This window comes from Cupriavidus sp. 96C5-1 (genome assembly GCF_057798855.1).
In genome coordinates this window covers 23,014-35,027 of record NZ_JBYOJU010000051.1, presented here as the reverse complement: position 1 = coordinate 35,027, position 12,014 = coordinate 23,014, and the positions used below count along the sequence as shown (strand labels likewise).

13 protein-coding genes are annotated in these 12,014 nt (G+C 58.5%); 5 read left to right on the top strand and 8 right to left on the bottom strand.

The genetic code is table 11. The features are described from left to right. Positions 1–246: 246 nt before the first annotated feature. Positions 247–579 (bottom strand): conjugal transfer nickase/helicase domain-containing protein, encoded by a 333-nt coding sequence (locus AC3FOF_RS37270; RefSeq protein WP_488729454.1) that lies wholly within the window; start codon positions 577–579, stop codon positions 247–249. 69 nt (positions 580–648) lie between these two features. Beyond that, positions 649–1,596 (bottom strand): LysR family transcriptional regulator, encoded by a 948-nt coding sequence (locus tag AC3FOF_RS37265; protein ID WP_488729453.1) that lies wholly within the window; start codon positions 1,594–1,596, stop codon positions 649–651. A 163-nt stretch (positions 1,597–1,759) separates the two neighbouring features. Between AC3FOF_RS37265 and AC3FOF_RS37260 the strand changes: the two genes are divergently transcribed. Continuing rightward, the gene (locus AC3FOF_RS37260; RefSeq protein WP_488729483.1) at positions 1,760–3,271 is read left to right on the top strand and encodes a CoA-acylating methylmalonate-semialdehyde dehydrogenase; all 1,512 of its coding nucleotides are present in this window, start codon (positions 1,760–1,762) and stop codon (positions 3,269–3,271) included. Between the two features lie 171 nt (positions 3,272–3,442). Here the strand turns inward: AC3FOF_RS37260 and AC3FOF_RS37255 are convergent, their stop codons facing one another. Further along, positions 3,443–4,462 carry a LacI family DNA-binding transcriptional regulator gene (locus AC3FOF_RS37255; RefSeq protein ID WP_488729452.1) on the bottom strand — a complete coding sequence of 340 codons (1,020 nt, stop codon included), beginning with the start codon at positions 4,460–4,462 and terminating at the stop codon, positions 3,443–3,445. A 145-nt stretch (positions 4,463–4,607) separates the two neighbouring features. Between AC3FOF_RS37255 and AC3FOF_RS37250 the strand changes: the two genes are divergently transcribed. The 4 genes from AC3FOF_RS37250 to AC3FOF_RS37235 are packed head-to-tail and all read left to right on the top strand — an operon-like array spanning position 4,608 to position 7,881. Beyond that, positions 4,608–5,600 carry a Bug family tripartite tricarboxylate transporter substrate binding protein gene (locus AC3FOF_RS37250; protein ID WP_488729482.1) on the top strand — a complete coding sequence of 331 codons (993 nt, stop codon included), beginning with the start codon at positions 4,608–4,610 and terminating at the stop codon, positions 5,598–5,600. A 3-nt stretch (positions 5,601–5,603) separates the two neighbouring features. Further along, complete coding sequence (locus AC3FOF_RS37245) at positions 5,604–6,431, top strand: HpcH/HpaI aldolase family protein (protein ID WP_488729481.1); 828 nt, start codon at positions 5,604–5,606, stop codon at positions 6,429–6,431. Positions 6,432–6,442: 11 nt separating this feature from the next. After that, positions 6,443–7,306, top strand: a complete 864-nt coding sequence (locus AC3FOF_RS37240; protein WP_488729451.1) for an FAD-binding oxidoreductase — start codon at positions 6,443–6,445, stop codon at positions 7,304–7,306. Next, complete coding sequence (locus tag AC3FOF_RS37235; RefSeq protein WP_488729450.1) at positions 7,306–7,881, top strand: FAD-binding oxidoreductase; 576 nt, start codon at positions 7,306–7,308, stop codon at positions 7,879–7,881. The genes AC3FOF_RS37240 and AC3FOF_RS37235 overlap by 1 nt, the downstream gene beginning before the upstream one ends. Here the strand turns inward: AC3FOF_RS37235 and AC3FOF_RS37230 are convergent. The 5 genes from AC3FOF_RS37230 to AC3FOF_RS37210 all read right to left on the bottom strand — a co-directional run bounded on the left by AC3FOF_RS37230 (position 7,862) and on the right by AC3FOF_RS37210 (position 11,836). Next, positions 7,862–8,695: a hypothetical protein gene (locus AC3FOF_RS37230; protein ID WP_488729449.1), complete on the bottom strand. Its 834-nt coding sequence runs from the start codon at positions 8,693–8,695 to the stop codon at positions 7,862–7,864. The genes AC3FOF_RS37235 and AC3FOF_RS37230 overlap by 20 nt on opposite strands. After that, complete coding sequence (locus tag AC3FOF_RS37225; RefSeq protein WP_488729480.1) at positions 8,662–8,853, bottom strand: ParB N-terminal domain-containing protein; 192 nt, start codon at positions 8,851–8,853, stop codon at positions 8,662–8,664. Before AC3FOF_RS37225 ends, AC3FOF_RS37230 begins: the two co-directional genes overlap by 34 nt. Next, positions 8,787–9,017 (bottom strand): ParB N-terminal domain-containing protein, encoded by a 231-nt coding sequence (locus AC3FOF_RS37220; RefSeq protein WP_488729448.1) that lies wholly within the window; start codon positions 9,015–9,017, stop codon positions 8,787–8,789. The genes AC3FOF_RS37225 and AC3FOF_RS37220 overlap by 67 nt, the downstream gene beginning before the upstream one ends. Positions 9,018–9,650: 633 nt before the next feature. Continuing rightward, a complete protein-coding gene (locus AC3FOF_RS37215; RefSeq protein ID WP_488729447.1) occupies positions 9,651–10,121 on the bottom strand; it encodes a hypothetical protein in 471 nt (156 codons plus the stop codon). A gap of 173 nt (positions 10,122–10,294) precedes the next feature. Further along, positions 10,295–11,836 carry a peroxidase family protein gene (locus tag AC3FOF_RS37210; RefSeq protein ID WP_488729446.1) on the bottom strand — a complete coding sequence of 514 codons (1,542 nt, stop codon included), beginning with the start codon at positions 11,834–11,836 and terminating at the stop codon, positions 10,295–10,297. Positions 11,837–12,014: the final 178 nt, after the last annotated feature.

Below are 12,014 nucleotides of genomic sequence, written 5' to 3'. Positions count from 1 at the left end.
TAACACCGTTGCATTCTGTGGTGGCTCATCTCCATCGCGGTCCACCGTAAGCGGTTGACCTACGTGGTGCCGCCTCGCGGCCAGCGCCAGCCGGCATGAAGTTGCGCCGTTAGATGTTCGTCGGCCCCAATCCAGTCACACGCAGACTGTTGCGGGCCAATCCATCCGCGGAGCCCCCTGCACAAGACCGAAAGGGTGGGAAAACGACAAGTAGGGATTGTTTGCTGGCATGTCGGAGAACAGAATTCACGTGTCTTCCAGCAGGTCGCTGTGAAGCTTCCGCGACTTCCTTGGCCCAATTACCTCGCATGTCCAGATATTCGGGCTGGAATGCTGCTTGCGGTGCAATTGCAATCTCTCGATCCGCTTCTGCACCCATTGCCAATCGGCGACGTGGTCCTCCTGCCTGCGCAAGGGAAGCAGTCGTGGGGTATTCCCGGGCGTGCCGCTGGAACATCCAGGACTGACCAGACAAACGGCATCGGCAACTGCATTCACCAGCGCCTTGGCGTCGATGCGTTCACGCAGCCAGACGACAAAATACTCACCTGACGGCGTTTTCTCCAACCTCGGGGACAAGGGGGCACCAGCGCCACCGAGTCGGGTCGCGCACTCGACTCTTCGAGCTCAAGCCGTCGGTCTGTTGGACTAGTCAGGTTTTCGTGGCGCGAAGCCCTCGGCGTATGCTTCGCGTAAGAAGTCAACGAATACTTGAGACACGCGCGACGCGTGGGCTGCGTAGGGCCGAATCGCGTACAACCATTCTCCGAAGACCCCGATAGAGCGCCACTCCGGCAAGACCTCAACTAGCCGGCCGCTCTGAAGGGCAGACTGGGCGCTGAAGTCCGGCAGCAGCGCAATCCCAAGGCTCGAGATCGCAGCGTCACGCAACGCCTCGCTGTTGTTGACCGCCAGCTGCCCGGAGACTGGCACAGTCACGGGGTCAGAGTGCTTGACGTCAGCCGATACAAAACTCCATGTAGTTGTGCCTTGCGCGCGCGGGTAGTGCAGGCAGGCATGTTGAGCAAGATCCGCAGGAGATTCCGGCATCCCTTTTAAGCGCAGATAGGACCGGCTCGCTGCAAGCACTGTTCGCGTCGATGCCAAGGTCCACGCAACGTGGGTCTCCGGTGGTGCCGCGGTATGGCGTACAGCTAAGTCGAACCCTTCCTGAGCAAGCGGCCGAATTCTGTCGGACATGTCCAGTTCGACCCGGATATCCGGATACCGCCGCAGGAAGGTTGGTAGTTCCGGAACGAGCTGCTGCCGAGCAAACGCAACAGGTGCCGTCACACGGAGCAGCCCCCTGGGTGCCCCGGCCAAATCCCGGACATTTGCAAAGCTCGTCGCAATTTGGTCGAAGGCACCGCGCATCGAATCGACTAGCTCGCGTCCTGCTGCCGTAAGCGTCGCACTCCTCGTCGTGCGCTGGACTAGCATGACGCCTGTGGACTTTTCCAGGTCCGAAATGTGTTGGCTCATTGAGGCTTTGCTCACGCCCAGCCGGGCGGCCGCCTTGCTGAAGCTACCTTGCTGATCCAGCACAACGAGCCAGTGCAAGTGCTCCCAAAGCTCTTCCACGTTGCCTTGCCGCATTCTCGCCCCCCTCTCCGCCGAAAGTTAATAATTCGCATCTACAGCATGGTACCAGTACAGATTCCTGAACAATATGTTTAGAAAAGGACGGCTACCTCGCTAGATCGCCCACACATATACTGCGTTCTCCGTATAGACGCACAACGAACAGGAGATACCAGTGATCGCGCCTTACACCGATTCCGCCGAAGTCATCCACTACATTTCTGGTGAGCAGTACAGCGGCACCGGTACGCGTTTGCAGGACGTTTTCAACCCGGCCACCGGCGCTGTCGCACGCCAGGTCCGCCTGGGTACCGTGGAAGATGTAGGCGCGGCTGTCGCCAGCGCGAAGGCAGCATTTCCAAAGTGGGCCGACACGCCGCCAATCCGTCGCGCGCGCGTCATGCTCAAGTTCCTCGAACTGATGAACAAGCACAAGGATGAGCTGGCATCCATCATCACCGCCGAACACGGCAAAGTCCTGAGCGACGCTGCGGGCGAAGTTAGCCGCGGCATCGATATCATCGAGTTCGCCTGCGGCATTCCCCAGCTGCTCAAGGGAGACTTCACCGACCAGGTCTCGACGGGCATGGACAACTGGACGCTGCGTCAGCCGTTGGGTGTGGTCGCAGGCATTACACCGTTCAACTTCCCTTGCATGGTGCCCTGCTGGATGTTTCCGGTGGCCATCGCCGCTGGCAATAGCTTCATCCTGAAGCCCAGCGAGCGCGACCCGTCGGCCTCGCTGTTCATGGCACGCCTGCTCAAGCAAGCTGGGCTACCTGACGGTGTCTTCAACGTTGTTCAAGGCGACAAGACGGTTGTCGACGCATTGCTGCACCACGACAACGTTAAGGCCGTTAGCTTCGTTGGCTCCACTCCCATCGCCAACTACATCTATGAGACGGGCGCGAAGCTGGGCAAGCGCGTTCAAGCGCTGGGCGGCGCCAAGAACCACATGGTCGTCATGCCCGACGCGGACATCGATCAGGCAGTGGACGGCCTCATTGGCGCGGCTTATGGATCGGCCGGCGAGCGTTGTATGGCCATTTCCGTTGCGGTTCTGGTCGGTGACGTCGCTGACAAGATCATCCCGAAGCTGGAGGCCCGTGCCCGCGAACTCGTCATCAAGAATGGCATGGAAGCAGATGCCGAAATGGGACCGGTCGTAACGAAGCAAGCTCTGGAGCGCATCGAGAACCACATCGCCACTGGCGTTGAAGAAGGGGCGAGGCTCCTCGTGGACGGCCGGAACTACAAGGTACCTGGTCATGACAAAGGCTTCTTCACCGGCGGTACGTTGTTCGACAATGTGACCCCCGAGATGCGCATCTATAAGGAAGAGATCTTTGGTCCGGTGCTTGCCTGCGTACGAGTCGATGACTTCACCCACGCCGTGAAGCTCGTCAACGACCACGAGTTTGGCAACGGCGTAGCCTGCTACACCCGTGATGGCCAGATCGCCCGCGAATTCGCCCGTCGAATTGAAGTCGGTATGGTCGGCATCAATGTGCCCATCCCTGTGCCGATGGCCTGGCACGGATTCGGCGGTTGGAAGCGTTCGCTGTTCGGCGACATGCACGCCTACGGCGAAGAGGGAGTTCGCTTCTACACCCGACAGAAGAGCGTCATGCAACGCTGGCCCAATGACACGGCACGCGGGGCCGAATTTGCAATGCCGACGGCCAAGTAAGAAAACTGCACGACTTTCGTGTCCGAAGTGAGTTGCCGGCCCGTCCGGAGACCACTACGACCTCCCAAGCCCCATTTCGCGCGAGCGATCTGGGGTTTTTTCTGTCTCAGCTTGCTCGTGGGCATACTGCAGCAGTGACGAGGATTTAGATAGCGATTAACGAGCAACCTCTTACCCATTCCTGCGCGTGCTCTCCCGAGCGATAGTCTCGAATCCAACGTCTAGCGCCACGGAAGCTGTGTCTCCCCGCATACGCGCCAGAAGCGCACGTCCCGCCTGGTTGCCAATTCGCGTCCCGTCGACTGCTAACGTTGATAGTGTCGGCACTGCATCCATGGCCAACGCTTGATTCCCAAAGCCCATGACACCAAGTTGCTCGGGAACGTTCAGGCCGATAGCATGCGCGTGAGCCAACGCACCCAATGCCAGCGAGTCTGAGCTACAAAAGACCGCATCGGTCGTCGGCGCGCGGTGCAGCAACTCCCTCATGACTTCCCGGCCGCGGCCGGCCTGAGGATTCGATTCGGGGAATACGATCTCCACAGGTTCCGGTGCTCCGTCCTCCTGAGCTGCGCGTTTGAACCCAAGTGCGCGGCGCCCTGCCCGACCATCATCTGAGCGCAAAAGGGCAGGCTTTCGGTAGCCGCAAGCCTTCAAATGCCGATAGGCTGCCCGCCCGGCGTCCTCCTGAGAGAAACCAACAACGACATCCAGCGGATGAGGCGTGTAGTCCCATAGCTCCACGATGGGAATGCACGCATTAAGCAACAGGCGTCTGCTGCGCGCGGTATGCTCGATGCCAGTAAGCACGACACCATCGGGACGTCTGCTGAGCATCGTGGCAAGCCAACGCTCCTCGCGTGTCGGGTCATATCGCGAGATTCCTAGCGTAGTCTCGTAGCGCTCTGCTTCGAGCACCCCCACCAGCTCATCGAGCATGTCCGAGAACAGCGAGTGGCCAACGGAAGGCACGATCGCAGCAACCAGACGCGTCTGTCGCGACGTTAGTCCCCCCGCCAGCGAATTGGGCACGTATCCCGTCTGCTCCACCGCGGCTTCCACACGAAGCCGCGTCTCCTCCGCCACCAAATCTGGCCTATGCAACGCGCGCGATGCGGTCATCGGAGAAACGCTGGCCAGGCGAGCAAGGTCCTTCAGCGTGGGAGCTACGCTAGCTTTTCGGGAGCCCATCTTCGCGCCATCCGCATCAAAATGATTGCAATGTTACGGCAATCATGTAGGCAACACAAAATATCATCAGAATTCCATCCCAAGCATGGCTTTCTCAATTGGTTGCGGGTCTATGATTGCGCAATCATTGGAGGAGACAAAAACAATGCACCATAGGTCACACCTAGCATCCCGCCGCACCATTCTGCTCTGCCTGGCGGCCAGCCTGATTGCTCCCATTGGTAGCGCTTTCGCTGACAACTACCCCTCTCGGCCGGTGTCGGTGGTCGTCCCGTTCCCCCCCGGCGGACAGACTGACGTCGTTGGCAGATTGATTGCGAACCAGCTCAGCAAGTCGCTCGGCCAGCCGTTCGTCGTAGAAAACCGCCCAGGCGTGAACGGTTCGCTCGCCTCGGATACTGTGACTCGCGCAGCCCCGGACGGTTACACGCTGGTAATCGGCGGCCCTGGCACTCATGCGATTAACCAGTTGGTGAACTCGAACGTCCGCTACGACGCTCGAAAGGACTTCACTCATATTGCATTGCTGAGCAGGGCTCCAATGCTACTAGTGGCGGCACCTCAGCTCAAGGTCAACAGCGTGGCAGAGCTGATCGCGCTTGCCAAATCTCGCCCTAACTCCCTAAACGTCGCGCTTACGGGAATCGGTTCCTCAAGCCACATGACGACGGAGTTGTTCAAACAGACGGCCGGAATCACGTTGAACTCGGTGCCCTACAAGGGAGACGTTCCCGCTATGACGGACTTGATCGGTGGGCAGTTGGACCTTTTGTTCGTGCCAGCCACATCGGCCGTTACTTTTGTACAAGGCGGAAAACTGAAAGCTCTCGCTGTCGCGGGCTCGCAGAGACTGGAGTCGCTGCCGAATACTCCAACGATGGCGGAGGCTGGTCAGCCGCGCATCGTCAACTACTCGTGGACTAGCCTGGAAGGCCCGCCGGGAATGCCTGCGGAGATTGTTCAGCGACTGAACAAAGCTTGCCAGGAAATCCTGAGGCAGTCAGACGTCATCGCCCAACTCACCAAAATCAACAGCACACCGACGCCGGGCACGCCAGAGCAAGCCGCTACTTTCATTTCGACCGAGGTCGATCGTTGGATGCCTATTGTCAAAAGCGCCAACATTCGAACAAACTAAGTCATAGACATGCTTCCTACCAATCATTTCAAACGCGCTTTGCAAGAAGGGCGCGCCCAGGTTGGCATTTGGTCTACCATTCCGTCGCCCTACGTTTCTGAACTCATTGCCGGCGCCGGCTACGACTGGATGTTGCTGGACACCGAGCACACTCCCACAGACGTTCCGCTCATGTTGAGTCAGTTGCAAGCCACTGCCGCTGCCCAACCGGCTCAAGGCATGCTCCCCACGCATCCGGTGGTACGCCCGGCATGGAACGACTCGGTCCAGATAAAGCGGTATCTGGACATCGGCGCACAAACTCTCCTGTTACCTTTCGTTCAAAACGCCAAAGAAGCCCAAGCTGCTGTTCAGGCAACACGCTACCCAGGCGCCGGCATTCGTGGCATGGGCGGATCCACCCGCGCCGCCAACTTCGGTCGCACGACGGACTATGTGGCACGCGCAGCGGAAGAACTCTGCGTTCTCGTCCAGGTGGAAACGGCTGAGGCATTGGACCAGATTGAGGCCATCGCAGCTATCGAAGGGATTGACGGCATCTTTATCGGCCCCGCAGATCTCTCCGCCAGCCTCGGCTACCCCGGCAAGGCCAATCATCCCGAAGTAAGCAAGACCATCGACGACGCAATTTGTCGCATTCGCGCGTGTGGCAAAGCGCCAGGCATTCTCATGGTCGACGAACCTCGCGCACGAGAGTGCCTTGAACTCGGCGCACAGTTTGTCGCGGTGGCCCTCGATACCATCATGCTGCGAAATGGACTTGATGCCGCCGCAATGCGCTTCCGTGGCGCCGGACAGCCTGCGGGCACTCCGCTCACCAACAGCTATTGAGGATTGACATCGTGACGTTCGACGCTCAAGCTTGGCTGGCCGGGGCTCGCTCGCTAATCGGCGATGCGAATGTGCTGACGGAAGACCGCGGCGAAGACCTCAGTTCTTTCGTGAAAGACTGGCGGGGCAAATTCCGAGGGTCTGCACTTGCCGTACTGCGGCCCGCAACGACTGCTGAAGTACAGGCTATTGTCCGACTCGCAGCGAGCACCTGTGTAGCGATCGTGCCGCAAGGCGGAAACACCGGTCTCTGCGGAGCCTCCGTCCCAACAACCTCAGGTACGCAGGTGGTACTGCAGCTTGGGCGAATGAACAAGCTACGCGAACTGGACGTGAGGAACAACACCGTTACAGTCGAAGCCGGCTACATCCTGCAGCGACTCCAGGAGTTGGCCGCCGCTGCGGGACGTCTCTTCCCGCTGTCGTTAGGCGCCGAAGGCTCATGTCAGATTGGCGGTAATCTCGCGACCAACGCAGGCGGGATGCAGGTCCTGCGCTACGGCAATATGCGGGAGTTGGTTCTTGGCCTGGAAGTGGTGCTCCCGGACGGTGAAGTCCTGGACCTTCTCCGCGCGCTTAGGAAGGACAATACCGGATACGACCTGAAGCAGCTCTTCATCGGGTCGGAAGGTACGCTCGGTATCATCACTGCAGCCACGCTCAAGCTGTTCCCGCAGCCAACGGCAGAGACCTCAGCATTCGCAGGAGTGAAATCACTCGAGGACGCGATCAGCGTTCTGGATGCCATGCGCGCATCCATGGGCGACCGATTCACCACCTTCGAGCTCATCTCTCATCCCGCCCTCAAATTGGTTCACCAGTACTTTCCGGAGACCCCAAGCTGCTCGAGGAAGATTGCGCCTGGTACCTTTTGATGAAGGCAGCCGACGGCGGCGATGACAGCGCCTTGAGTGAGGCGATGCAAGCTGCGCTAATGGCATGCCTTGAGCAAGGAACCATTGGCGACGTCGCGCTCGCGACCAGCGTGGCGCAGAGCAAGGTTCTTTGGGACCTTCGCGAGAATGTAACGCACGCGCAGCAGATGGACGGTGGCAACATCAAGCACGATGTCGCCCTGCCTATCTCGAGGATTCCCGCGTTTGTCGAGGGAATCATTCCGGAGCTTGAGAAGGCGTTTCCTGGCGTACGACCCATCGTCTACGGCCACCTTGGGGATGGGAACTTGCACTTCAACGTCAGCGCACCCAACGGCGTTGGTTCGAAAGACTGGCAGGCTAAGACTGAGTCAATCAACAAGATCATCCACGATGCAACTGTGGCGTTGAGGGGGAGCATCAGCGCAGAACATGGCGTCGGCCAGCTAAAGCGCGGGGATCTGCAGCACTACAAGACAGCGGTTGAAATGGCTGTCATGCACCGCATCAAGAAGGCGCTCGACCCGCAGGTCCTGATGAACCCGGGCAAGGTACTCAGTACCTCGCAACGCTAGTACCCAGGTCGGAGAATAGCGATGGATAAATCACAGACCCACGTTTCATATTTGCCATGAAGAAAGCAGAATATTTGCGAAGTGCCCGGTGGTTCGCGCCAGACACCGCCAGTGCCAGCTTGTCCAGCAGACCGATGTCGATGGCGTCCGCGTGACGCAGGCAGGATGCGAGTTCCATGTCCTCCACCACCCATCTGCCGACAATCTTCTGCGCGGCCTGAGCGAACTCGGGGACACGCGCGTCGCCCGTGCGCCCGGAGCGCGCCAGCGCGATCAGCACGCGCCGATTGCGCTCCGGCTGCGTCATGAGTGCGTGCGCCGTCCATTTTTGCCACTGGGCGATGCGATGGTCGTTGACGCGTTGCGGAGTCTGGTTCAAGGGCTTGGATAGCGGCTGGCGCTTGGCTTGCCGTGCCCCGGCCCGGTTCGGGGCTTCGCCCGAGGAAACGCACTTCGTCTTGGGACGGCCGATCTGCCCAGCGACGGCCAGCGTTTCCTGCGCGGCGCGCCGGACCTTGCTCCACTGCGCCACCTTCTGGCTGTTGCAGGCGGCGTCGAAGCACAAGGATGGCGTCACGCGACCATACGATCCCGGCATCGCCGACACGGCGCAACCGAAGGACTGGCAGCCCTTGCACGCGCCGTACTGCTCGGCACCGACACCCAATTCGCCGACCGCCGTCACCGTCAGCGGGGTAAAGCCGTCCGACGGCTTGACGATTCGGATCACCGGATACTCGTCACGCAGCGCCTGCTCCCGGGTTTCGACTTCCTTCATCATCAGTTCGTCGAAGTGGGTGGCGCTGGGCGGCACGGGCTTCTTCTGCGGCGGACATGGCCCGCCCGGTGGTAGTTCTCGATGACGGCCATCGCCTCTGCGCAGGCGTCATTCACGTCCTTGATAGTCACCGGCATGTCGTAGCTGTCGCCGAAGACGTTCTTGGCGGCCCGCCAGCGACGCTCGCCGGCGATGATCCAAACTGGTCGGAATTGGGTATGGGGCGGACAATGATGGGCTCGATCACGCCGAAGACGCGGATGCCTTCTTCGAGTTCGGCCATCTCGTCGGGATCGAAGTATTCGCGCGGATTCTTGCCCTGCACGATCCGCGAGATCGGTAAGGTTTGTAGGGACATTGGGGACTCCATGACGCATGCCTCATGGCATGGATTCTTGGTCCCGCCCGACGCCCCTCGTTCAAGGCCGCGCCCAAGGCCCGGCCGGCGCGATTCCTTTCCTGCCGCTCGTGGTCACAGCACGTGGTGCGTCTTCAACAGCCGGTCGAAGAACTCCCCGACCGTCTCTTGCGCCCGCTTGCCTATGGCCCAGGACTCAAGGGCCACATCCACGAACTCGCGACCGCCAAATCGGTAGACTCAATTGTCTGTTGCATGCGTGCCGCGCGGCGGAGGAGACGATTGTCGTTCACGCACCGCATGGCTTGGAGACTGACCCAGTGCTCTGCGACCGCGAACAACGTGCCCTTGTGGCCGCGATCTACACCACCGTGATTGACGATCCCGCCCCCACCACGTGACCGATGCCCGGTCGCAGCCTCGCAGGAGCTGCAGCTTGACATCTCCGAGTCGCAGGCAAGCTGGCCAGGTATTGGGGCGCCCAACACGCCGCCTCCACCGACAGGTACCCCCAAGTGCCGCCGCACCACGCCGGCGGCGGGACAGAGCCGCGCTCACTGCGACAACCCGTACCACAGTCGCGGATTGGCCTAGCCGCAGACAGCCGCGGGCCACCAGGCGCGTGGCTCCCCATCAACGAGCCGCAGGCGAGCTTGCTTGCAGCTTGGAGTGGTTGCCACCGACTAAACCATTGTCATTGATCCAAGCGGCCCCAATCGCGGCTAGCACTACAGCCATTGCCGTAAAATGGAAAATACTAACTCTATTCGGCGATATCGGCTTCACGAGTAACTTTCGTCCAATCGGGCCAGATTGGTTAGAAGCCATCTCAACTGCCTCCGCAAGCTTATTTAACTCAAGCTGAGACAAACGAATCACCCAAAGATTGCAAATAGAGAAAAACAAATAACTGACCGCAACAATAAAATATGTCAGCAGCGTCCAGTTATTTCTCCCTGAGTTAATCGTATAACCCAGAACTGCGATTGATACTATTTGAAAATACCCCCAGAGTTTATGTAGACTCTCGCTCTGTTTTTGATAAATATCGAATGCATCCCTAAGAGTCACATCCGCGATCACCTTCCCAGTTACATCACCCATTCTAATCCCCTCCCTATAATCTAGCTGCCCCTTTCTCAGAAGGTAGCATTGAGTGCTCGCGGCACAGCAGAGTCAGCTGTACCTGGGCACTCACCAAATCTACTTTGCTCTGCCTGTTTCTCGGGGCAATAGAAGTAATTCTATGACGTTGATCTATTCCCCAGGATCACCGATCAGGCCCCAAGATTCGCAGTGACGTCCCCAACGATATTTCGCTTCGCAATGTCCCGAATCGAGCGTGTCGATTCGATGACATCCATTCCATACTCGCTGAACGTTTGCGGACCGAACACGTTTCTGGACAGCAATGGATTTGTGAAAATCTGCGTGAAAGCGTCGTATGCGACCATGGTGTTGAGCAAGTCGCCGAACAGCGCGCCGCCAGTTCGATCCTCGGCCATTATCCCCACCAAGAACTCGACATCATCAATCGAGCCATAGCACTGCTTGATCGAAGCAATAGCAGTGTCATCCTTCGTTAGATCACTGAATTTCGACAGCCGGTTCAGCCCAAACTGTTCTCGGTAATCATTGTAAGACTGCAGTTTAAATGCTCGAGACATGGTGAGGCTGGCGGTTTCAGCCTGCAACAAAAAGGATGGCGAATTAAAGAGACCAATACGGCCAGCGCGTTGGTTGGATGCGCTCGTCAATACCTGAGCGATACCAACGTGCTCGAGCAGTTCATTGTTGTTGCGAAAATCGCCGGCGACCACAGTCTGTCCGGCGACCTGGATAGCATCCGGGACGAGAGAATGCCACCGATAGAGCAAGTCAAACTCGATAGCGATCCAGTTGGTACGATACCAACTCTGGTCTTCCGCGAAATTCGGATCCAGCTTGAATATATTATTTCCAGCAATGTGATTTATGTAGTCCTCCACCACAACCTTCATCAGGAGGACGATATTTATCATTCGTGCCGTTTGGAACAGCCTCTCATCACCCCAACCCGGATTACTTGCAGCCAACCCAGCGCAGATGCGATTATGTTCACGCATGAATATCGTGCTAATCGCCGCATATCCGATTGTGGAGTTTCCACGCTCCAGTCCAGTGGCATACGCCTTTCGCCTACGCTCATCGTTCTGAAAGATAGAGTCCAGGATCTCTATATACGGTAGGCCGGCATACTCAGGCTTTGGTGTCAGTGGGCTGTCGGGATCGCCTTGAACGTAGAGATAATCAAGAAAGCTCTCCCCGTCAATATCACGGCATCGCAGTCTGCCGCCCTCGTGGCTACGAAGGATGCTCGCCGTCGCTTCAGACAGGCCGTAAATCTGGCACAGGTCGATATCGTGATTCGACGTGTTACGCCGGCGGTCCGTTGGATCTACACGCAGCACGCTGTCGGTGAACCACTGGGCGAAGAACATGAAAAGTACACTCGAGCGATCCTCTTTCATGGAACTACTGCGCTTGAACAACGGTATTAAGCTCTCCACGGGCGTCTGAAGCTTGGCTAGATACTCAGGGGAAGCGACGGGCAAATGCCGTCCCGAGAATCGGCGATCCGTCAGTCCGGGCCAAGACGTGTATTCGCTCACGGATCCGATTGCCGGCGACGGTGGCGAAGGAACGGGGGACCAGAGGCTGAATGGCCGTGGACGTGGTGTGGTTCGCGTTGCGATATGGTTGATGGCAATCCGATTCAACTGATCGCCAAGGAATGGGATATGCCCGATACCGCCTAATACTTCGTCAAATAGGCTCATTTCATCTTCTCCGTGTGAACTTCAGGGCAGCCGCGTCTTTCACCTATGTTCCGATCGGTCCGCTAGAGGAAAGAGATTGCTTGTCTATGGAAGCGAAACAGGCCGTGGCCATCCAAGCAAAGGACGCGCTGGCGGCACTGCAGACATTTGCACACCATGCATGGCCTGGAGCGAGGCG